Below are 22,403 nucleotides of genomic sequence, written 5' to 3'. Positions count from 1 at the left end.
AATAAAGAGCATTAAAATTGGAATCATTGATGGGAAATATGCCGGTAGAAAAAGCCTATCGTGTTCTCGCGCGCAAATATCGACCTCAAAATTTTTCTGACCTTATTGGTCAAGAGGCTATGGTACGTACTCTCACAAATGCCTTTGAAACAGGTCGTATTGCACAAGCGTGGATGCTAACAGGAATTCGCGGAGTGGGTAAAACCACAACGGCACGTATTTTAGCACGCGCGCTCAACTATGAAACAAAAGACATTGACCGTCCAACCACTACCTTAAATAAACTTGGTGAACATTGCACCCAAATCATTGAAGGACGTCATATTGATGTCATAGAAATGGATGCAGCTTCGCATACAGGTATTGATGATATTCGTGAAATTATTGAACAAATACGTTACCGTCCTGTTTCCGCACGTTACAAAGTTTATATTATTGATGAAGTGCATATGCTTTCAACGCAAGCATTTAATGGCTTATTGAAAACGCTCGAAGAACCACCAGAACATGTAAAATTTATTTTTGCAACAACAGAAATTCGTAAAGTTCCTATTACGATTCTTTCACGTTGCCAACGTTTTGATTTACGTCGTATTGAATCCGCAGTTTTGAGTGCACATTTACGTAAAATTGCTGAACATGAAAATGTGGAAGTCGAAGATCAAGCACTTTTCATGATTGCCCGTGCAGCAGAAGGCTCTGCACGTGATGCATTATCCATTTTTGATCAGGCCATTTCTCATAGCAATAATGAAAATATCAGTGCTACAGCAGTGCGTACCATGCTAGGATTAGCAGATCAAGCGCGCATTATCGACCTTTTTGAATTCATTATGAAAGGTGATGTTGTAAGTGCACTACATGAATTTCGCAGTCAATACGATGCAGGCGCTAATCCTTTTACCATATTAACAGAATTGGCCAACTTTAACCATCTTGTCACACGTTTACACTTCACACCAGAGATAGCACAAAATTACTCGCTTACTGAAGAAGAACGTTTAAGAAGCTTAAACTTTTCACAAAAACTTTCCATCCCAGTTTTATCCCGAAACTGGCAAATGTTACTTAAAGGTTTGCAAGAAGTCAGTCAAACAACTCGCCCATTTCAAGCAGCTGAAATGTTATTGATTCGTCTTGCGTACACAGCTGATTTACCAACCCTTGATGAAGCTTTAAAAAATCTTACACAAGAAAAAACACCTCTCACAATTGTTCAAAATTCTTCTCATACAAAATTTACGAATGCAAATAATACAACAGCAGGAGAAAAAGAGTATATACACCCTTGCCCTAATGATTTAAGCACATCACAAAACCAATTAGGTCGTTCTTTAGGTCTAAAAAGTTCGTCGCAAATTCAAATTCCTGAAAGCACAAATTCCTCTAGGATAGCAAAAGTTTTTGAAAACTCTGAGCTTATTGACTTTCCTGAAAAAAACGCAAATTTACCGCATTCTTCTACACATACCGATGAAAAAATCACCAAGCAAGAAACCACAACTGTCAATTCCTTGCATGATATTCTTCAATTAGCTGAACAGCATAATGAGGCCACTGTCAAAATATTTGTGAAAGAATATATTCACCTCATTTCTTTTAAACCAGGGCATATTACTTTGAGACTGCCTGAAGGTACAGAACATTCATTGGTCCGTCATACGGAAAAGATGTTGTCTCAATGGACAAAAAATCGCTGGACTATATCTTTAGTAAACGAAGGTGGAGAACCAACCCTACAAGAAAAAAGTGACGCGGCACAAAAAAGGCTTTTTTCTCATGCACAAGCAAATCCCAATGTTGAAAAAATTCTTCACTATTTTCCTGAATCTCAAATTGTTAATGTCCGCTTAAATGAGCAAGAAAATGAGCTTGATTTATCTCATAATGTACTTAAAAATAAAAATGAAATAAATAATGAATAAGGAACTTCACTTCAATGCGTAATATAATGAACATGATGAAAAATACCAAAGAAATGCAAAAAAAAATGCAGAAAATTCAACAAGAAATCGCTAATTTAGAAGTAACTGGTATTGCAGGCGGTGGACTCATTAGTATTACCTTGAATGGAAAAAATCTTATAACGGTAATGAAAATTGATCCTTCATTGCTCAATCCTGAAGAAGCTGAAATGCTTGAAGATTTGATTATGGCAGCCTATAATGATGCCAGGGCGAAACTTGAAATAGCCATAGCAGAAATGACACAAAGAATAGCAGCAGGATTCACCGTCCCAGCTGCAAAACCCTTGTTCTAGTGAATCAAATTTTATTTAATCCTTTGGAACAATAGTATGGCAAAACACACTGCAGGACCTGAGATTGAACGTCTTATTCAACTTTTGGCGCGGATACCAGGTCTTGGTCCACGTTCAGCACGCCGTGCTGCGCTCCATCTTATAAAAAAAAAAGAAGCATTATTAGAACCTTTGGGAACAGCAATGCAAGTTGCAGCAGAAAAAGTTTGCATTTGTTCTGTTTGTGGAAATGTAGATACAGCTAACCCTTGTTCAATTTGTACAGATTCTCGTCGCGACGATACAACAATTATTGTTGTTGAAGATATTGCGGATCTTTGGGCTCTTGAGCGTGCAAGGACTCTGGCAACACGTTACCATGTCTTAGGCGGACGGTTATCTCCATTAGATGGGATTGGTCCAGATGAACTCAATATAGCTTCTTTAGTACAGCGTGTTTTAACAGGTAAAATTACAGAGGTTATTTTAGCCGTTAATGCTACCGTTGAAGGACAAACAACAGCTCATTACATTACTGATCAACTTTCTAATTTTCCAGTTAAAATTACTCGCCTTGCCCACGGCGTACCAGTGGGGGGGGAATTAGACTATCTTGATGATGGAACTTTAGCTGCTGCTTTACAAGCAAGAACCAATCTATAAAACTACCCTCGCTTAATTATTAGCCTTCTTGCTTGTTCTTTTGTTTAAATTTATAAAAACTATTTTAAATGCTCAAGAAACCACTTTCTTTCCTGTATAATTTTTTCCTGGCATTCTAATATGTCTGTTTTTATCTGCTAGTGTTTATGCTGTACGACAAGTTTTTCAACATTACATATATCTTTCACAAGCGTTCAAATGGCAATAAATAATTATTAAGTTGGTGCACATTTTAATGTTAGCCTCTACTGTTTTTACTTTATTCATTATTTATCATCGACCAACACAAGCACATTTATGTCTATGCACACTTATTCCTATAACTGTTATGTCTACTCTTAGAATTTATTGATCTGTGTCACATAACATATTAAATATTCTGAAATATTTTTTTGATAATAAGTATATGCCATTTTATGGCTATAGCTTAAGAAGTTTTTACTGATATTTGACCGTATATATGATCAAAAATAAAGAAAATTATTTATGCGATGCTATAAAAAATAAGGTAGGTGTACACCCATATAAAGCAATATGTTAAAAGAGTTTAAAAATTGCAAAATAATAATAATGTATCAGGAAAACAACAAGCCTTCTTTCATTTTACAATCATAAAATCATTCTATATAAATATAGTAGTGTTATGGATGATATTATGTTAAAAATGAGTACCTGAACAATAAACTAAAAAACACTATAGATCTTTTTTTATCATATCCTTCGAATAAAATATTTTATGCTTATTCTTGCCATAGACACTGCTTCAATTTATTGCGCTGTTGCGCTTGTTCACCATAAATCTGTGATTGCCCGCATCAGCGAACGTATGAATAAAGGGCATGCTGAAAAACTCATTGGACAGATTATGCAGGTGACTGATCAAGCCAATATTACCCTTAATCAAATAGATCGTATCGCTATCAATATTGGACCTGGATCATTTACTGGCGTACGTGTAGGTGTTGCAACAACAAGAGCGTTAGCACTAGCATTAAAAATACCAGCTGTTGGAATAAGTTCACTTGAAGCATTAGCCGCACAGGTAAACGATAAAAATACCACATCAGCAATCGCTGTTGTCATGGACGCTGGTAGAAATATGTTTTATCATCAAAATTTTAATGCAGATCTTACACCTTTAGGGACACCTAAATTAAACACTATTGAAAATATTATTGAAGATTTACCGCAAAAAGCTAAACTAACTGGTCCAGCAGCTAATATCATTGCGCTACATATTAAAAATAACAAAGTAAATAAAAAAATCTTACTAGATTTAACCTTCTGCGAAGCAGCTGATATTGTAAGCTACGCCAATCTTGCCGCAGATAAAGAACCTCAAGGCTTACCACGCCCACTCTATCTGCGCAGTGCAGATGCAAAACAACAAACTGATTTTGCTTTACCGCGACAAAAATAATGGATAAACTTCCGTTGATACACAAACGTTTTGACGTTTTTTCATTACAAACAGATGATAGCATGTCTCTCTCTCAAATTCACCAGCGCTGTTTTATTCCTGCTTGGGAAAAACAAACATTTGATAATTTCTTAAAAGATCACTCTATTTTTGGATACAAAGTTTATCCTATTGATCAACCTGATCATGTTTTAGGTTTTTGCTTATGTCGTCTTATTCTTGATGAAGCAGAAATGATCACGATTGCAGTCCTTCCTCATTACCGTCGGCAAGGAATCGGTCACCTACTTATCGATAGTGTACTTCATCATCTGCACCGCGCATGCGCTATCAAGTTATTCCTAGAAGTAGCAGAAACTAATCTTTCTGCTTTAAAACTTTATCAACGTTTTGAATTTCAGAAAATTGCTAAACGTCCTGGCTACTATCAAGCAAAAAATAATCGTATAGACGCAATCGTTATGCAAAAAACTTTTAAGCAAAAAGATTGAGATTTATATAAAAAAAGTTTAAACACATTACTATGAAACAAGAAGATCCTAAAAATCTATGCCCTGCTGCTCCAAAGAAAGTTTTTATTAAAACTTATGGATGTCAGATGAATGTTTATGACAGTCAGCGCATGACTGATAGTTTAAGTTCACAAGGTTATGTCTCTACGCAGACACCAGATGACGCTGATCTTATTCTTGTTAATACCTGTCATATTCGCGAAAAAGCAGCAGAAAAACTCTATTCTGATCTTGGTCGCTTGCGGGTAATGCGTCAAGAACGTGCTCCTGACAAGCCTTTGATGATCGGCGTAACGGGGTGTGTTGCACAAGCTGAGGGAAGTGAGATTTTACGTCGCGCACCAACGGTTGATCTTGTCATTGGACCGCAGATGTATCACCGCTTACCAGATTTATTAAAACAAGCAAAACAAGGAAAAAAAATTGTTGAAACAGATTATGCTGTTGAAGACAAATTTGCTCACTTACCACCTCATAATAAACGTGCTGTAAGAAAACGTGGTGTCAGTGCATTTTTAACCGTACAAGAAGGTTGCGATAAATTTTGTACTTTTTGTGTTGTTCCTTACACACGAGGTGCTGAAATATCGCGATCCGTCGAACAAATTACTGAAGAGGCACGCCAACTTATTGAAGCTGGTGTCAAAGAAATCACGCTCCTTGGACAAAATGTAAACGGTTGGCATGGACAAAGTATTGATGGAAAAACTTGGCGTCTTGGCGATCTTCTTCATCATCTTGCTAAACTAGATGGTTTAAAGCGTCTGCGTTACACAACTAGCCACCCACGTGATATGGATGACAGTCTTATTGCTGCACACCGAGACCTTGATATATTGATGCCTTATCTGCATCTTCCTGTTCAATCAGGTTCGGACCGCATTCTAAAAGCAATGAATCGCCAACACAAAAGTATTCATTATCTTGATATCATAGAAAAAATTCGTGCTGCACGACCAGATATTGCTTTTTCAGGTGATTTTATTGTAGGTTTCCCAGGAGAAACAGACGAAGATTTTGAAGAAACTATTAAACTTATAAAACAAGTGCAATATAGTTCAGCTTACTCTTTCAAATATTCACCTCGACCTGGAACAGTTGGTGCAACAATGAAAAATCATGTTGATGAAGCTGTAAAGGATACTCGACTTCAGCATTTACAAGCTCTTCTTCTTGAACAGCAGCATGCATTTTTGCACTCTAAAATTGGTCAAAAAACTGATGTTCTCATTGAAAAAGCAGGGCGTCACTCTGGACAAATGATAGGTCGTTCCCCTTGGCTTTTGCCTGTTGTATTAGATACAGAAGCATCCATAGGTACTGTGGTTCCTATCAACATTAAAAATGCGGGTTCGAATAGTTTCGTCGGTGAAATAACGAATATATAAATACATTTTTTACGTATATTCAATACGCATATTCAAAATGATCTTAGAAGATTATTTTATTCTTGAAAAAAGTGATCACACCTAAAGCTTATACTTTATGAAAAATATAGAAGATTTTTAAAACATAGGAGAGTAGGTTGAAAGCGTTGACCGAAAAAGTAAAACACGCTAAAGAAGAGATAGATATTTGTCCTAAAAATGCTGATATCCTAAAAAAAACAAGTACATCGGACATTAACCATGTTGTTTTAATTTTTGAAAATAATAAATATGCAAAAGCAGTCTTTGGTAAATTTGATGAAAATCTTGCTTATATTGAAAAAAAGCTTGGAATCCATATTCATCCGCGCGGCAATGAAGTTTCAATCCGAGGTGAAACTGCTGCCATAAAACAAGCGCAACATGTATTACAGCAGCTTTATGAATTAGCCAAAACACATCAAGAGTTTACTTTATCAGATATCAAAGGAGCGATTTCTATGGCAAATTTGCTGCAAGAACAGCAAGAATCGCTCATAACAACAGATCCTATAAAAAAACGTACACCGGCGCGATTAAGTACGCATAAAAAAGTAATCCATGCTCGAACTGCAACTCAAGATGCTTATATACGTGCAATGGAAAGCAATGAACTTGTTTTTGGTGTAGGACCAGCCGGAACAGGAAAGACATATCTTGCTGTTGCTCATGCTGCAATGCTTCTAGAACGTGGTATCATTGAACGCATTATTCTTTCACGTCCTGCTGTTGAAGCTGGAGAACACCTTGGTTTTCTTCCTGGGGATCTCAAAGAAAAAGTGGATCCATATTTACGACCACTTTATGACGCACTCTATGATATGATGCCTATAGAGAAAGTAGAACGTATTTTAGCTTCTGGTACAATGGAAATTGCTCCTCTTGCTTTCATGCGAGGACGAACACTATCACATGCGACGGTCATTCTTGATGAAGCACAAAACACGACTTCTATGCAGATGAAAATGTTTCTCACACGTCTTGGAGAAGGAACACGAATGATCATAACTGGAGATATCAGCCAAATTGATTTGCCTGTAGGACAAAAATCAGGTTTAATTGAAGCAATGCGCATTCTCTCAGACGTAGAAAATATTGCAATTATTCGTTTTAGTGAACAGGATGTTGTCCGCCATCCCCTTGTTGCTGCGATTGTTCGTGCTTATGATCGTGATTCTACTACAGAGAACAAAAAATACTCTTCTCATACTTCTTATAAAAAAAATGAACTTTATTCGTCATGATTACAATTGATATAACTGTTGAAAGCTCTGGGTGGTATGATAAACAAGTACTCTATGATATCACTGAAAAAGCATTAAAAACTACGATGCACCATCTTTCATTAGAGAAAGTTGTAAGCGAAATTAGTCTGCTTTTTACAGATGACGAACGTATAGCACAAATTAATGCACAATGGCGCAATAAAAATGAAGCTACGAATGTGTTATCTTTTCCTGCCTTTCCTCTTAAAGCTGGGGATTTTCCTAAACTTATGCTCGGCGATATTATTATTGCACGAGAAACTGTCTTATCTGAAGCAACAAAAGAGAGGAAATCTTTTCAGGATCACTTAACGCATATGATTGTACATGGTGTCCTTCATCTTCTTGGTTATGATCACGCAACAGATGAAGAAGCCTATCAAATGGAAAAGCTTGAAAAAGAAATTCTTCAAAAGCTTTTCATAAAAGATCCTTATATTGAATTGTCTTAGAATTATAAAAAATGATTTTTTAAATCAATATTATTATACCCATTACAGTTTTTTTTAACAGCTTATGTATCTTTTATAAAAAGGGAAATTTAAAAGATTTTAAAACCATGGCAGAAAAAGTTAACGCACAAAATAACAATAAAACATCTTCTAATATTGAAGAACATCCTCCTCAGCGAGCAAATTTTACAGAAAAAAATTCCTTAATGAATCACTTATTTTCGTTTTTACGTGGACGCAATTATACATCACCACGTGATAACCTTACTGTTGCACTTTCCGCTGATAACGACAAAGATACGTCTTCTTTCTCACCAGAAGAACGTATTATGCTGCACAATATTTTACAATTGCGCGAGGCACGCGTTGATGATGTTATGATTCCACGTTCTGAAATTGAAGCATTAGAAATTAATACTTCTCTTGGAGAAGCCCTTAAATGTTTTGCAAAAATTGGACATTCTCGTATGCCTGTTTATGCTGAAACTTTGGATGATCCACGAGGAATGGTCCATATTCGTGATATCCTGAATTATATGACTCACTTTATTACTAAATCAGCCAAAATGGATCAAACATCTGATTTCTTTCAATTAAATCATATAGATTTGAGTACACCAATTGGAGAATTGGATATCATACGAACAGTTCTCTTTGTTCCAGGTTCCATGATGGCAAACAAATTACTAACACGTATGCAAGCTACAAGAACACAAATGGCTTTGGTTATTGATGAACACGGTGGCACGGATGGTTTAGTTTCCATGGAAGATATCGTCGAATTAGTTGTTGGAGATATTGAAGATGAACATGATGATGTCAATAATGCCATTATAAAAGAGCCAAACAATAGATGGCTTGTTGACGCGAGGACCGAACTCAAAGATGTAGAAAAAGCTCTTGGATCTGATTTTATCGTAGCAAAATACGGTGATGAAGTTGATACTGTTGGTGGTTTGATTGTTTCTATTCTTGATCGCATCCCTGCAAAAGGTGAAATTATTGACACTATACCAGGTTATCAATTCCGTATTTTAGAAGCTGACAAACGCCGAATTAAGCGATTGCGTATTTTTCGTATCTCGGAACATGGAAACTATAAATAAAATGTCATTTTTAAAGAATGACCAAATATTTTTGAACAGATTCACGCTTTTTGCGCTTTCTGTTACTGGTTGGAAACGACAAGCACTTGTGTTTTTATGTGGTGCATTGACATCTTTTGCTCTTCCACCTTTTTATTTTGTGCCCATTTGCTTTTTAACTTTTCCCGTTTTTATTGTTTTGCTTGATCAAATAAACATCATTAAAAACAATAAAAAACGCCTCTTCACTTATGCTTTAAGTTGCGGGACTTTTGGTTTTAGCTATTTTATTTGTAGTCTTTGGTGGCTTGGCAATGCTTTACTAATAGAGCCAACAACTTTGAAATGGGCATTTCCTTTTGCTGTCTTGTTCCCTCCTCTTTATCTTGCTCTCTATTGGTTTTTTGCTGGTTTCATTGTTGGTTGGTTATGGACAAAGGGAATAGCACGTTTTTTTGTTTTAGCTTTTGCGTTAGGGTTAGCAGAATGGTTGCGTGCTATTTTGTTTACGGGATTTCCATGGAATGCACTTGGTTATACAGCTATGCCTACCCCGATATTCATGCAATCAGACGCAATCGTAGGACTTTTTGGAATGAATATTCTTGCTGTTTTAGCCTACAGCTTACCCACTGTGTTATTAACGGATGAAAAAAAGAAATTTGCACTTTTTCTTTGTTTATCGCTCATATCAATTCATAGCGGTTTTGGATTTTATCGTCTCAATACCACATCTGCGACAATCGATTATCAGAAAAGCAATTATTGGGTACGCGTAGTTCAACCTTCTATCCCGCAAAATGAAAAATTAAATAACACCTTATCGGAAGAAATATTGGATGCCCATATAAAACTGAGCATAACACCAACAAATGGTAAAAAGCCAGAACCTGATTTGATTATATGGCCTGAAACATCACTACCTTATATTCTCAATGATTCGCCTGCTCTTGCAACATATATTGCTTCTTTTCTTAAACCTAAACAATGGGCCATTATTGGAGCTGTGCGAACCACTTATGATGCCTCTTATTCTCAAACACAGTATTTTAACTCAATGGCGGTTATTGACGCAAAAGGAGATGTTCTTAACACCTCAGATAAACTTCATCTGGTTCCTTTTGGTGAATATCTTCCTTATAAAAGTTTATTTAACAAAATTGGATTTCATATTCTTGCGGAGGATGATATCAGTGAATATACTGCCGCTCATGTACGCAAAACTGTCACATTGCCAAATGGTTTTTCTTACCTTCCTCTTATTTGTTATGAAATAATATTTCCTAATGAAATGACCTTTAAAGGTTATCCTCCACAAGCAATCATTAACGTTACAAACGATGCCTGGTTTAATATAACCCCTGGTCCATATCAACATCTTCAACAAGCACAACTGCGTGCAGTTGAACTGGGCATTCCCCTTATACGAGCAGCTAATAATGGAATATCCGCTGTCATTGATTCTTATGGGCGAATCGTTATAGCTCTTAAGCAAGATGCTGTTGGTGTTATTGATTCGCCAATCCCATCACCAATTGTCCCTATATGGAGCAATGAATGTAGAATAATATCTACTTTCATCTTGTTCATTCTTATGTTATTGTGCCGCGTTGGTTTTGGTTCTACAAAACAGCCTCAATGATCGAGTGCCCATGTATGGTACTATATTGTGTGTGCCAGTAACATTGGGAAAAAATGTTACATATTATTTAAATAATACGATAAACTAGCCTCACATAAATCTGATGTTAGTTTGGAAGTAAAGCGCTGAAAATAAAGAGTTGCATTATGACCGAGACTAAAAAAAAACCTGATCCTATAGATATCTACGTGGGAACTCGTATTCGTTTACGCCGTAATATTTTAGGACTTACTCAAGAAAAATTGGGAGAAAAGCTGGGCATCACTTTTCAACAAATCCAAAAATATGAAAAAGGTACAAACCGTATCGGAGCAAGCCGGCTTCAAGCCATCGCAGAGATTATGGATGTACCTGTTTCTTATTTTTTTGATAAAGGCATGACTACGCAACACGTAGAAGGCTTTGCTGAAAGCGATAATAATTTTATGGATTTTTGCTCCAGCAACGAAGGAATCCAACTTATGCGAGCTTTCACAAACATATCCGATGCCAAAGTGCGTCGAAAAATTATTGATTTGGCAAAGGCACTTTCTGAAGAAGAAGAACTAGCAGATAAGCTATAAAAGAATATACCCTTCTCTCTGATTATCTCACAAATTAGGATTGACGATTTGCCATGGTATTGGCAAAGGAGGGGCGATTTTAACAAACATTTAGTAAAATATTGATTTTCTTTTTTGGAGGAATTCCTATGCCGCATCAAGATTATCTTTTTACAAGTGAATCGGTATCGGAAGGACACCCTGACAAAATTTGCGATCGTATTTCCGATGAAATCGTTGATATGATCTACAAAGAAGCCCAAAAAACTGGTACGGATCCATGGTTAATACGCGTTGCTTGTGAAACTTTAGTAAGCGTAAACAGAGTTGTTATTGCTGGTGAAGTGCGTGTTCCTGATACACTCTTAAAAAAAGATAAAAACGGAGAATTTATCTACGATGAAACAGGGTTTCCACTTATTAATCCGACTCGCTTTCGTGCGGTAGCACGCCGTGCTATTCGTGCAATAGGCTATGAACAAATAGGCTTCCATTGGAAGACTGTTAAAATTGATGTTTTGCTGCGCCCCCAATCAACAGATATTGCACAAGGAGTTGATAACGCTATAGATCGACACGGCGAAGAAGGAGCTGGAGATCAAGGCATCATGTTTGGATATGCTTGCCGTGAAACACCAGATCTTATGCCTGCGCCAATTTATTATGCGCATAAAATTTTAAAGCTTTTAGCCCAAGCGCGACACAAAAAAGAAGGAGAAAGTGGCAAATTAGGACCAGATGCTAAAAGCCAAATAACGATACGTTATAAAAATGGAAAACCTTTAGAGGTAACATCCATCGTTTTGTCAACACAACATTTAGATGAAAATTGGAGTTCTCATAAAGTACGAACAGTGGTTGAACCTTATATTCGTCAAGCTTTGCATGATATTCCTATTTCTGATCAATGCAGTTGGTATATTAATCCAACAGGAAAGTTTGTTATTGGTGGACCGAGAAGCGATGCAGGATTAACAGGACGAAAAATTATTGTTGACACTTATGGCGGCGCAGCACCCCATGGTGGAGGAGCGTTTTCAGGAAAAGATACCACAAAAGTTGACCGTTCTGCAGCTTATGCAGCACGATATCTAGCTAAAAATATTGTTGCAGCTGATTTAGCGGAGCGATGCACTATCCAACTCTCTTACGCAATCGGTGTTGCACAGCCCTTATCTATTTATATTAATCTTCATGGAACAGGAAAAGTTGATGAGGATATTCTCGAAGATACAATCCGCAAAATAATTGATCTTTCACCAACTGGTATTAGAAAACATCTCGGTTTAAACAAACCCATTTACGCAAAAACAGCCGCTTACGGACACTTTGGACGCAAACCAAAAGATGATGGTTCCTTTTCATGGGAAAAAACTGATCTTATTCAAACACTGCAAACGATGATTAAAACCTCATGATCTATCAAACACGTACAAGTGAAGCTTTTTTTGGTCGACGACAAGGAAAACAGTTACGAAGTAGTCAGCGTACGCGTATAAAAATGTTACTTCCAATTCTTAAAATAGACTTAAATAGTCCAACACCTTCAGACCTGAAATCTTTATTTTTTATTCAAGTAAAAGAAGTTCGTCTTGAAATTGGCTTTGGTGGAGGTGAACATTTGCTTCATGAAATGGCGCATTTTCCACAAACTGGTTTTATCGGTGTAGAACCTTTTATCAACGGCATGGCAAAAATGTTAATGTCGATTGAACAACATGAACAACATCAAAATCATCTTCGCCTTTATGATGACGATGCTACACGTCTCCTTGATTGGTTACCAAATGAATCACTTGATGGGATAGATCTTTTTTATCCTGATCCGTGGCCTAAAAGAAAGCACTGGAAACGACGCTTTATCAACATAAAAAATTTGAACCGTTTTGCTCGCGTTCTAAAAACAGGTAAAAAGCTTCGTTTTGCCAGCGATATAGATAGCTATGTTAACTGGACTCTGTACCATTTTATCCATCACCAGAGTTTTGAGTGGGAGGCTGAAAACTCTAAAGACTGGAAAGCTCCTTACCCTTTATGGTCAAGCACTCGTTATGAAGCAAAAGCTTTACGTGAAGGACGAACACCTGCCTATCTTACTTTCATTAAGAAATAAATAATAAAATGCTTTCATTTATAAACAACTTGAAAAAAAATCAATTTAAGAGTATCAATGAGTGAATTCTTGATCTTATGATGGAGAGTGGGTTGTTTCAATCCGCTCTTTTTTATTGAATGTCATAAAGTTATAAAACCAACTTATATAAATTATATGAACGAAACTAAAATAATTAACGATATTGACGAACCACGTTTATTTGAGGAGAATGGCGTAGAAGCACAGGTTGCTGCTCTTGTTACACCAGTGCTTAAACCTTTAGGGTTTCGTTTGGTTCGTGTCAAACTTCTCGGCTTAAATGGCTTAACACTTCAGATTATGGCAGAGCGTGCTGATGGCTCCATGACAATAGAAGATTGCGAAACTATTAGCCGAACTGTATCACCTCTTCTTGACGTACAAAACGTTATTGAACGCAAATATCATTTGGAAATCTCATCTCCCGGAATTGATCGCCCATTGGTAAGAAAATCTGATTTTTTTAATTGGCAGGGACATATTGCAAAAGTTGAAACAAAAATAACAATTGATGGACGTCGAAAATTTCGTGGATCACTTACAAATATCACAAAAGATGATTTTACCTTAAACACTAATCAAGTTACTTCTGGAGAAACTATGTCTATCTCTATTCCTTTTGATAACATCATTGATGCACATTTGGTTCTTACCGATGAGCTCATTCATAATGCATTGAAAAAATAAAGATTGAAGTCGATAATTAATTTTCCAAGATCATCCTGACGTTTCAAAAATAGGAAATAAAATTATAAGATTAATATCGCTGGAATCCATGCCTATCATGTGGCACAAAGAAGGAGAGAATCGATGGCTATAAGCGCTAACAGGCTTGAAATTCTGCAAATAGCAGATGCTGTTGCACGTGAAAAGTCGATTGACCGTGAAATTGTTATTTCTGCTATGGCTGATGCTATTCAGAAAGCAGCGCGTTCTCGTTATGGTCAAGAAACCAATATCCGTGCTGAAATCAATTCCAAAACAGGTGAAATTAAATTACAGCGCTTGCTTAAAATTGTTGATATCGTTGAAGACTATACAACTGAAATTACTTTATCTGATGCGCTTAAACGTCAAGCAGATGCAAAAATTGGTGATTTTTTACCTGACCTTTTACCACCCATGGATTTTGGACGTATTGCAGCACAATCTGCTAAGCAAGTTATTGTTCAAAAAGTACGTGATGCAGAACGCGATCAGCAATACGAAGAATTCAAAAATAAGGTTGGTGAAATTATCTCTGGTACCGTAAAACGTGTAGAATATGGCAATGTTGTTGTTGATTTAGGACGCGGAGAAGCCATTGTGCGACGTGATGAACTCATCCCACGCGAATCTTTTCGCTATGGAGATCGTATTCGTGCTTTTGTTAGCGATGTGCATCGTGAATCAAGAGGTCCACAAATTTTTCTTTCTCGCACACACCCTCAGTTTATAGTAAAACTTTTCACCATGGAAGTACCAGAAATCTATGATGGAATTATAGAAATCAAATCTGTTTCACGCGATCCAGGTTCACGTGCTAAAATTGCTGTTGTTTCACGTGATGGTTCTATTGACCCTGTTGGAGCATGTGTTGGAATGCGAGGTAGCCGCGTTCAAGCTGTTGTTTCAGAATTACAAGGTGAAAAAATAGATATTATCCCATGGTCACCTGATGCCGCAACATTTATAGTCAATGCATTACAACCTGCTGAAGTTTCCAAAGTTGTTCTTGATGAAGATGCAGAACGTATTGAAGTGGTTGTACCTGATGACCAGCTCAGTCTTGCTATTGGTCGGCGCGGACAAAATGTTCGTTTAGCTTCGCAATTAACCGGGTGGAATATTGATATTTTAACAGAACAAGAGGAATCTGAAAACCGCCAAAAAGAATTTACTGAACGCAGCAAGCTGTTTATGGAATCTTTAGATGTTGATGAAATGATCGGACAAGTTATAGCATCAGAAGGCTTCTCCTCTATTGAAGAAGTTGCTTATATTGACCTTGAAGAAATTGCTTCCATTGATGGCTTTGACCATGAAACTGCGACAGAAATCCAAAGTCGTGCACGCGAATATCTAGAACGCAAAGAAAAAGAACTTGATGAAAAGCGCAAACAGCTTGGTGTCTCTGATGAATTGCGAACACTTCCTGGAATGACAAATGCTATGTTAGTTGCTATTGGAGAAGATGGCGTGAAAACCATGGAAGATTTTGCAGGCTATGCAGTCGATGACTTAGCAGGCTGGAGAGAACGCAAAGAAGGACAAACACAAAATTTTTCTGGTATACTCACACCGTTTGATATTACACGAGCAGATGCAGAGGCTATGATTTTGTCTGCACGTGTACAAGCAGGTTGGATAGATCATTCTGATCTTGTTACAGAGAACTCTGTAGAAAACGAAAAAATAGATAATTTATAATATGGATACACTTTAAATGAACAATCGGACCTGTATTGTGACAAAAAAAAATGCTTCAGCAGAAACGCTGATCCGTTTTGTTATTGGTCCAAATAATCAAATTGTTCCTGATTTGAAATCTAATTTACCTGGGCGTGGCGTATGGGTCTCTGCCTACCATTCTGCCATCGAAAAAGCAATAAAACAAAAAGCTTTTAGCAAAAGTTTTAAAACAGATGTTGAAGTTGCATCAGATCTTGCGCATACTGTGGATACACTGTTGCTAAAATCCGCTCTTGGAAGCCTTTCTATGATGCGCAAAGCAGGCGCTATTATTACAGGAGCAGCAAAAGTTGATGCAGCCATCCGTTCTGGTCAAGTCATTCTCGTGATCCATGCCAAGGAAGCTAAAGAAGATGGAAAAAGAAAAATTTCACAAGCCATTCATATGGTACAGCAACAAATAAACTGGGACATAAAAACTATATCTTTATTTACAAGTAATGAAATGAAAGTAGCTTTTGGGAATAACGCTGTAATGCATGCAGCCTTATTAAACATGAAAGCAGCAGAAGGATTTCTTAAAGAGATACATAAATTGATTGCTTATCGTGATAACAAGCTCAGTAAGCTTGGTGAAATGACCGCACAAGCCGTGAAGGAAATACAATGAGTGAAAGTAATAACGACAAAATAACAGTCAAAAGGACGCTTACCTTAAAACGTCCAGTCTTAGAAACCAGCACGGTCAAACAAAACTTTAGCCATGGTCGTACAAAAGCTGTAGTTGTCGAAACCAAGCGGCGCAAAATTACGCGGCCTGATGAAAAAGCTGAAACACCACAGCCAATTACAAAACCCCATGTGGCTACACAACGCTCCAAACCAAAATTTGAAGAAGCAATGCCGAGTGAACCTGTAGCAAAGAATAGTCTTTCATCAGCTGAAATGAAGGCAAGACTTCGTGCTTTAGAAGAAGCGCACATCCAAGAAAAAATAATGCGTGAAAAAGCCGAAGAACAAGAAAGACAGGCTAAAGAGCGTGAAGAAATTTTGAAAAAAACAGCTGAAGAAGAAAAAGCTAAAGAAGAAAAAATGAAGCAGGAAAATGAAATCTCTACGATACAGACTTCTTCCACTTCTCCAGCTCTGCCCATAACAGAAACAGTAGAAATTCCTATCAAGCCTAAATCTCTATCACTTAAAAATACAAATTCGGTACCACCTAAAAACATAAATGCAGCTGAAAAGCACAATGATGATGATGATAAAGACGATGATAGACATAACCGACGTTCTAATTCTTCTAAATCAGAAGTGCGTGCATCAAAAGTTGTGAAAGGTGCAGATGAAAGACGTCGTGGAAAAATTACCCTCAATAGCGCATTAGATGAAGAAGGTAATGCGCGTGGACGTTCAATGGCTGCAATGCGCCGCAGGCAAGAAAAGTTTAAACGTGCACAAAATCAAGAGCCACGGGAAAAAATTTCTCGTGAAGTGATTCTTCCTGAAACCATTACCATTCAAGAACTTGCACAGCGTATGACTGAACGCTCCGTTGATGTGATTAAGTTTTTGATGAAACAGGGACAAATGATGAAACCCGGCGATATTATTGATGCGGATGTCGCTGAGCTTATTGCTGTCGAATTTGGTCACACTGTTAAACGTGTCTTAGAATCTGATGTAGAAGAGGGGATTTTTAATATCACTGATAATCCTCAGAAAATGCAGCCACGCCCACCAGTTGTAACAATTATGGGTCACGTTGACCACGGAAAAACATCCCTTCTCGACGCCATTCGAAAAGCGAATGTTGCATCTGGTGAAACGGGGGGTATTACTCAACATATTGGTGCTTATCAAGTAGAGAAAAACGGTCAAAAAATTACCTTTATTGATACACCAGGACACGCTGCGTTTACAGCTATGCGTGCTCGTGGAGCTCGTGTTACAGATATTGCTGTTCTGGTTGTCGCTGCTGATGATAGTGTTATGCCACAAACCATTGAATCTATTAATCACGCCAAAGCTGCTGGCGTTCCCATTATTGTCGCTATCAACAAAATTGATAAACCAGCTGCTGATGCGCAAAAAGTGCGAACAGAACTTCTACATCATGAAGTCTTTGTTGAGAGCATGGGGGGAGAAACTTTGGAAGTTGAAGTTTCGGCTAAAACGGGGCAAAATATTGATAAACTTCTTGAAGCTATTCTTCTTCAAGCTGAGATTCTTGATCTAAAAGCAGACCCCAAAAGAACTGCAGAAGGCGTTGTCATTGAAGCTAAATTAGATCGGGGGCGCGGATCTGTTGCAACGGTTCTTGTTCAAAAAGGCACATTGCATCCTTCTGATATTATTGTCGCTGGTAATGAATGGGGACGTGTACGCGCCTTAATTGATGACCATGGTCGTCATATCAAAGAAGCTGTTCCTTCTACTCCAATTGAAATTTTGGGTATGCAAGGAACACCTCAAGCTGGAGATCGTTTTGCTGTTGTTACCCATGAAGCAAAGGCACGTGAAATTTCTGAATATCGTCAACGATTAGCACGTGATAAAGCTGTAGCTCGGCAAACGGGTTCTCGTGGTTCTCTTGAACAGATGATGAGCAAATTACAAACCTCCGGTATAAAAGAATTTTCGCTTATTATCAAAGGAGATGTGCAAGGTTCAATTGAAGCTATTGCTTCAGCATTAGAGAAATTAGGAAATGACGAAGTGCGTGCACGTATAGTACATTCAGCTACTGGGGGTATTACTGAAAGTGATATTTCGCTTGCCGAAGCTTCCAATTCTGCTGTAATTGGCTTTAATGTTCGAGCAAATAAGCAAGCGCATGCTGCAGCTAAAACACAAGGAATCGAAATCCGTTATTATAATATCATCTATGATCTCGTTGATGATATAAAGGCTGCTATGTCAGGGCTACTCTCACCGGAGCAGCGTGAAACATTTCTTGGTAATGCCGAAATTCTAGAAGTATTTAGCATTACAAAAATTGGAAAAGTTGCAGGATGTCGCGTTACAGAAGGTAAAATAGAACGTGGGGCTGGTGTTCGTCTTATCCGTGATAATATTGTCATTCATGAAGGAAAACTTAAAACGCTTAAGCGTTTCAAAGATGAAGTCAATGAAGTACAAAGCGGCCAGGAATGTGGAATAGCGTTCGAAAATTATGAAGATATGCGTTCTGGAGACATCATTGAAATATTCCGCGTCGAACACGTTAATCGCACATTATAAAATAATCCAATAGCTTTTCCATTTTTGATATGAGCAAAGTTATTGGAATTCACATACAATGCCTCGGTCTTTTTTACACTTTCAATATTGAAAGTAAGAGGGGTTGTAACAAAGGTAGAGCGTTCATGAAAAATGCAAATCCGTCACAACGACAATTAAAGGTGGGGGAGCAAGTGCGTCATGCGATAGCTTATGCGCTACAACGAGGCATTTTACTTGATAATATCTTGAAAAATGTTGTGATTTCTGTCTCTGAAGTACGTATGTCACCAGATTTAAGAATTGCTACTTGTTTTGTATCTCCTCTCAATACTCTTAATGATGATTCTAATACTGATGTTGTTAACATCCTGAATAAACACAGCCGCTTTATTCGTGGAGAAGTAAGTCATTCATTGCGGCAAATGAAATATATGCCTGAATTACGTTTTCGGCTTGATTGTAGTTTTGATAATTTTGCAAAAATTGATGCTCTACTCCGCTCACCCGAAGTAGCACGTGATCTAAGCAATAATGATGAATATGAGGACAAAAATCATGATAAGGAAACGTAAAAAAAAAGGACGTGCTATTTCTGGTTGGGTAATATTTGATAAACCGAACGGGATGAGATCAACAGAAGCTGTCTCAAAAATAAAAAGACTCTTTAATGCACAAAAAGCAGGACACGCAGGCACCCTTGATCCACTTGCTTCTGGACTTTTACCAATTGCGCTAGGCGAAGCAACTAAAACTGTCCCTTATGTTATGAGAGGTACAAAAACTTATCGTTTTCATATCATTTGGGGAGAAGAACGCTTAACAGATGATCTAGAAGGTGAAGTCACAAAAACATCTTCTAAACGTCCCACAAAAGAAGAGATACTCGCTATTCTCCCTAAATACACAGGTGTTATTTGGCAAACCCCCCCACAATTTTCAGCAATCAAAATTGCTGGTAATCGCGCCTATGATTTAGCACGTGAAGGTGAAGTTGTTGAAATTTCGCCAAGGCAAGTGGAAGTAAAAACGTTTAAATTAATCGAAGCAACTACCAAAGAGTACAGCGTTTTTGAAATAACATGCGGGAAAGGAACTTATGTGCGCTCCTTAGCACGAGATATAGGACGTGACCTTGGTTGTTATGGATATATTGCTAATTTAAGACGCATCGCAGTAGCACCTTTTAATGAAGATGATCTTGTTACATGGAATGAACTAACGGAAGTAGTACATGATAACAGTGTAACAACAAATCAAAATGGTTCGCTTCCTTTAAAAAATTTTACGGGACTTGATAAATTATTAATTGAAACAAGCGCTGCACTCGCTTGTCTTTCTCATTACACTCTTAACGAAACACAAGCACAACGTGTAAAAATGGGAAACCCAATATTGCTAAATAACAACAATACATCTATTGATGATGATGAGATTTGTGTAATTTACAAAGATCAGCTTTTGGCCATAGGTGCTCTTGTCCAAAACCAATTCAAACCAAAGCGCATTTTTACAATTTAATAAAAAGCCTTTCCTTAATTAATAAGCTGCTGCCTACAAGAGTCTTATTTTGAGTAGAAAATAACTTTTATCCTCATAAAAAATGAAAATGGTGCATTTATCTTATGCTCGCCTCTTCACAATTAAGCTAAGTGATCAGGAGATGATTTTAAATGCATTTCATTGACATGTGGTATTGTTTGTCTCTCAATCATGCGGTGTACTTTTATACCGTTGGGTGCATAATTTAAGCGATGCAAATGCTTATTTACCTCTGCATCTGCTTTTGTGCGACGATGATTATGACGCAAATAATCTACCCAAGTTGGCATATGATAAGCCTCTGTCCAGCAATCAGGCTGTTCAAGATTACGTAAGAGAACCCATTGGCGAGCACCATCACGTAAACGAATATGTCTACGACGTGTCATAACCTCAAAAAATTCTTCCAGATCATTTTCATGAATTTGATAATCAATCATAATCATAATCGGACCACTTTGTGCTTTTAAGTCGAGTAAAAGTTCTGGTTCCCTAAAGTGATCAAGAGGATCAAGATCTATCTGAGGAATTTCTTGAATTTTAAATTTTATTCCTGCAAGAGCTCCAAAAACTAAAAATAAAGCACAAACACTCAAAGCAATTGTTGGAGAATAACCATCTGCAACTGCCCCCCAAATTGCGCTTCCAATAGCCATACCACCAAAAGATGCCGTCTGATAGAGCGATAAAGCACGTGCAACAACCCAACGTGGCGTAGAAAGCTGTACCGATGTATTAAACAATGATAACGCTAAAACCCAACACAAACCTGCTGGAAACAATACAACATGGCTTATAATTAATGAATGACTTATTGCCAAAAAAATGCAAGAAAAAGCAAAACCAATAAATGAACTTACAACAATTGTCTCTGAACGAAAGTAATACCGTACAATTGCATTAATAACACCCGCGACAATAGCTCCTAAACCGAAACAACCAAGTAATGTCCCATAGAGAACTGCATTCCCTCCAAGAGTGTCATGCGCAATAATCGGCAATAATGCCAAAATCGAAACCGCCCCAACCCCGAAAAGAAATGCTCTGACCATAATGCTAAGAAGATTGGGAGACATTGCAACATAGCGCAAACCATCTCCAATAGCTCCTAAAAATCTTTCTCTTGGCAATGGATTCCTTTTATAATTCGGTTTCCACAAAAATAAGACACCAATTAAAAAAATATAACTTATGGCATTAAATAAAAAAGCTGCAGTTATACCTAAAATAGCGATGATACTACCACCAATAGCGGGTCCTATACTACGCATCAAATTAAAGCCAACACTGTTCAGACTAACAGCAGCAGCGATATTTTTCCTGCTTACAATATCTCCCATTGTTGCTTGCCAAGAAGGATTATGAAAAGCGTTTCCAGATCCAATCAAAAATGTAAAAAATAATAAAAGCCAAGGAGTCAAAAGTTCTAAATAAGATAAAATAGCTAAATTAATTGACAGAACCATCATAATAATCTGCGCGCACAACATGATACGACGTCGATTATAATTATCAGCTAAAGCTCCAGCTATCAAAGAAAACACAACAAGTGGTAATACTGTAGCACTTTGAACAAGTCCAACCATAGAGTGCGAAGAACTAATCAACGCCATCAACCAGCCTGCTCCTACATTTTGTATCAGTCCTCCTAAATTAGAAATGAGTGTAGCAGACCATAAATTACGAAATATCGAATTACGAAAAAGTTCTAACGTTGAAGCGCTCTGCACCTTTTGCCTCCAAATCGGCATGCTATTATTTTTCCCCCCATAAATATGCTATGCAAAGCAGTAATTTCTGTATACAAAAAAATGCATAATTTTTTAAAACTTCTCATAAAATACTCTTAAAATCAACATTTCAAAACACAATAATTCATCAATGAAGA

At 37.3% G+C, this 22,403-nt stretch carries 20 protein-coding genes; 19 read left to right on the top strand and 1 reads right to left on the bottom strand.

Features of this window, described 5'->3' with window-relative positions:
* Positions 1-29: 29 nt before the first annotated feature.
* From V4P55_RS06510 to truB, 19 genes are all read left to right on the top strand, one after another.
* The gene (locus V4P55_RS06510; RefSeq protein ID WP_455475069.1) at positions 30-1,925 is read left to right on the top strand and encodes a DNA polymerase III subunit gamma/tau; all 1,896 of its coding nucleotides are present in this window, start codon (positions 30-32) and stop codon (positions 1,923-1,925) included.
* A 14-nt stretch (positions 1,926-1,939) separates the two neighbouring features.
* Positions 1,940-2,260, top strand: coding sequence for a YbaB/EbfC family nucleoid-associated protein (locus V4P55_RS06505; RefSeq protein WP_455474280.1), 321 nt, complete (start codon positions 1,940-1,942; stop codon positions 2,258-2,260).
* 36 nt (positions 2,261-2,296) lie between these two features.
* Positions 2,297-2,902, top strand: coding sequence for a recombination mediator RecR (gene recR / locus V4P55_RS06500; RefSeq protein WP_455474279.1), 606 nt, complete (start codon positions 2,297-2,299; stop codon positions 2,900-2,902).
* A gap of 736 nt (positions 2,903-3,638) precedes the next feature.
* The gene (gene tsaB / locus V4P55_RS06495) at positions 3,639-4,322 is read left to right on the top strand and encodes a tRNA (adenosine(37)-N6)-threonylcarbamoyltransferase complex dimerization subunit type 1 TsaB (protein ID WP_455474278.1); all 684 of its coding nucleotides are present in this window, start codon (positions 3,639-3,641) and stop codon (positions 4,320-4,322) included.
* Complete coding sequence (gene rimI / locus V4P55_RS06490) at positions 4,322-4,813, top strand: ribosomal protein S18-alanine N-acetyltransferase (protein WP_455474277.1); 492 nt, start codon at positions 4,322-4,324, stop codon at positions 4,811-4,813. The genes tsaB and rimI overlap by 1 nt, the downstream gene beginning before the upstream one ends.
* Positions 4,814-4,845: 32 nt before the next feature.
* Complete coding sequence (miaB, locus tag V4P55_RS06485) at positions 4,846-6,222, top strand: tRNA (N6-isopentenyl adenosine(37)-C2)-methylthiotransferase MiaB (RefSeq protein ID WP_455474276.1); 1,377 nt, start codon at positions 4,846-4,848, stop codon at positions 6,220-6,222.
* Between the two features lie 137 nt (positions 6,223-6,359).
* Positions 6,360-7,484 carry a PhoH family protein gene (locus tag V4P55_RS06480; RefSeq protein WP_455474275.1) on the top strand — a complete coding sequence of 375 codons (1,125 nt, stop codon included), beginning with the start codon at positions 6,360-6,362 and terminating at the stop codon, positions 7,482-7,484.
* Positions 7,481-7,957 carry an rRNA maturation RNase YbeY gene (ybeY, locus tag V4P55_RS06475; RefSeq protein WP_455474274.1) on the top strand — a complete coding sequence of 159 codons (477 nt, stop codon included), beginning with the start codon at positions 7,481-7,483 and terminating at the stop codon, positions 7,955-7,957. Before V4P55_RS06480 ends, ybeY begins: the two co-directional genes overlap by 4 nt.
* Positions 7,958-8,064: 107 nt before the next feature.
* A complete protein-coding gene (locus V4P55_RS06470; RefSeq protein WP_455474273.1) occupies positions 8,065-9,063 on the top strand; it encodes a hemolysin family protein in 999 nt (332 codons plus the stop codon).
* Between the two features lies 1 nt (position 9,064).
* Positions 9,065-10,684 carry an apolipoprotein N-acyltransferase gene (gene lnt, locus V4P55_RS06465; RefSeq protein WP_455474272.1) on the top strand — a complete coding sequence of 540 codons (1,620 nt, stop codon included), beginning with the start codon at positions 9,065-9,067 and terminating at the stop codon, positions 10,682-10,684.
* A 146-nt stretch (positions 10,685-10,830) separates the two neighbouring features.
* Positions 10,831-11,247: a helix-turn-helix domain-containing protein gene (locus V4P55_RS06460; RefSeq protein WP_455474271.1), complete on the top strand. Its 417-nt coding sequence runs from the start codon at positions 10,831-10,833 to the stop codon at positions 11,245-11,247.
* Between the two features lie 128 nt (positions 11,248-11,375).
* Complete coding sequence (gene metK, locus V4P55_RS06455) at positions 11,376-12,644, top strand: methionine adenosyltransferase (RefSeq protein ID WP_455474269.1); 1,269 nt, start codon at positions 11,376-11,378, stop codon at positions 12,642-12,644.
* Positions 12,641-13,339: a tRNA (guanine(46)-N(7))-methyltransferase TrmB gene (locus V4P55_RS06450; RefSeq protein ID WP_455474268.1), complete on the top strand. Its 699-nt coding sequence runs from the start codon at positions 12,641-12,643 to the stop codon at positions 13,337-13,339. The genes metK and V4P55_RS06450 overlap by 4 nt, the downstream gene beginning before the upstream one ends.
* A gap of 132 nt (positions 13,340-13,471) precedes the next feature.
* Positions 13,472-14,047 carry a ribosome maturation factor RimP gene (gene rimP / locus V4P55_RS06445; protein WP_455475068.1) on the top strand — a complete coding sequence of 192 codons (576 nt, stop codon included), beginning with the start codon at positions 13,472-13,474 and terminating at the stop codon, positions 14,045-14,047.
* A gap of 123 nt (positions 14,048-14,170) precedes the next feature.
* Positions 14,171-15,769: a transcription termination factor NusA gene (gene nusA / locus V4P55_RS06440; RefSeq protein WP_455474266.1), complete on the top strand. Its 1,599-nt coding sequence runs from the start codon at positions 14,171-14,173 to the stop codon at positions 15,767-15,769.
* 16 nt (positions 15,770-15,785) lie between these two features.
* Complete coding sequence (locus V4P55_RS06435) at positions 15,786-16,421, top strand: RNA-binding protein (RefSeq protein WP_455474265.1); 636 nt, start codon at positions 15,786-15,788, stop codon at positions 16,419-16,421.
* Positions 16,418-18,994 carry a translation initiation factor IF-2 gene (gene infB / locus V4P55_RS06430; protein WP_455474264.1) on the top strand — a complete coding sequence of 859 codons (2,577 nt, stop codon included), beginning with the start codon at positions 16,418-16,420 and terminating at the stop codon, positions 18,992-18,994. The genes V4P55_RS06435 and infB overlap by 4 nt, the downstream gene beginning before the upstream one ends.
* Before the next feature lie 125 nt (positions 18,995-19,119).
* A complete protein-coding gene (gene rbfA / locus V4P55_RS06425) occupies positions 19,120-19,548 on the top strand; it encodes a 30S ribosome-binding factor RbfA (RefSeq protein ID WP_455474263.1) in 429 nt (142 codons plus the stop codon).
* The gene (gene truB / locus V4P55_RS06420) at positions 19,532-20,494 is read left to right on the top strand and encodes a tRNA pseudouridine(55) synthase TruB (protein WP_455474262.1); all 963 of its coding nucleotides are present in this window, start codon (positions 19,532-19,534) and stop codon (positions 20,492-20,494) included. The genes rbfA and truB overlap by 17 nt, the downstream gene beginning before the upstream one ends.
* A gap of 122 nt (positions 20,495-20,616) precedes the next feature.
* Here the strand turns inward: truB and V4P55_RS06415 are convergent, their stop codons facing one another.
* Positions 20,617-22,245 (bottom strand): MFS transporter, encoded by a 1,629-nt coding sequence (locus V4P55_RS06415; RefSeq protein ID WP_455475067.1) that lies wholly within the window; start codon positions 22,243-22,245, stop codon positions 20,617-20,619.
* Positions 22,246-22,403: the final 158 nt, after the last annotated feature.

The sequence above is a fragment of the Bartonella sp. B30(2025) genome, assembly GCF_053793825.1.
This window is presented reverse-complemented; position numbering and strand designations above follow the sequence as displayed.

What these genes read in the sequence shown, in the direction of transcription:
- V4P55_RS06510 (WP_455475069.1), top strand. Translation starts at nt 30, where the DNA reads ATGGGAAATATGCCGGTAGAAAAAGCCTATCGTGTTCTCGCGCGCAAA.
- V4P55_RS06505 (WP_455474280.1), top strand. Translation starts at nt 1,940, where the DNA reads ATGCGTAATATAATGAACATGATGAAAAATACCAAAGAAATGCAAAAA.
- recR (WP_455474279.1), top strand. Translation starts at nt 2,297, where the DNA reads ATGGCAAAACACACTGCAGGACCTGAGATTGAACGTCTTATTCAACTT.
- tsaB (WP_455474278.1), top strand. Translation starts at nt 3,639, where the DNA reads ATGCTTATTCTTGCCATAGACACTGCTTCAATTTATTGCGCTGTTGCG.
- rimI (WP_455474277.1), top strand. Translation starts at nt 4,322, where the DNA reads ATGGATAAACTTCCGTTGATACACAAACGTTTTGACGTTTTTTCATTA.
- miaB (WP_455474276.1), top strand. Translation starts at nt 4,846, where the DNA reads ATGAAACAAGAAGATCCTAAAAATCTATGCCCTGCTGCTCCAAAGAAA.
- ybeY (WP_455474274.1), top strand. Translation starts at nt 7,481, where the DNA reads ATGATTACAATTGATATAACTGTTGAAAGCTCTGGGTGGTATGATAAA.
- V4P55_RS06470 (WP_455474273.1), top strand. Translation starts at nt 8,065, where the DNA reads ATGGCAGAAAAAGTTAACGCACAAAATAACAATAAAACATCTTCTAAT.
- lnt (WP_455474272.1), top strand. Translation starts at nt 9,065, where the DNA reads ATGTCATTTTTAAAGAATGACCAAATATTTTTGAACAGATTCACGCTT.
- V4P55_RS06460 (WP_455474271.1), top strand. Translation starts at nt 10,831, where the DNA reads ATGACCGAGACTAAAAAAAAACCTGATCCTATAGATATCTACGTGGGA.
- metK (WP_455474269.1), top strand. Translation starts at nt 11,376, where the DNA reads ATGCCGCATCAAGATTATCTTTTTACAAGTGAATCGGTATCGGAAGGA.
- V4P55_RS06450 (WP_455474268.1), top strand. Translation starts at nt 12,641, where the DNA reads ATGATCTATCAAACACGTACAAGTGAAGCTTTTTTTGGTCGACGACAA.
- nusA (WP_455474266.1), top strand. Translation starts at nt 14,171, where the DNA reads ATGGCTATAAGCGCTAACAGGCTTGAAATTCTGCAAATAGCAGATGCT.
- V4P55_RS06435 (WP_455474265.1), top strand. Translation starts at nt 15,786, where the DNA reads ATGAACAATCGGACCTGTATTGTGACAAAAAAAAATGCTTCAGCAGAA.
- infB (WP_455474264.1), top strand. Translation starts at nt 16,418, where the DNA reads ATGAGTGAAAGTAATAACGACAAAATAACAGTCAAAAGGACGCTTACC.
- rbfA (WP_455474263.1), top strand. Translation starts at nt 19,120, where the DNA reads ATGAAAAATGCAAATCCGTCACAACGACAATTAAAGGTGGGGGAGCAA.
- truB (WP_455474262.1), top strand. Translation starts at nt 19,532, where the DNA reads ATGATAAGGAAACGTAAAAAAAAAGGACGTGCTATTTCTGGTTGGGTA.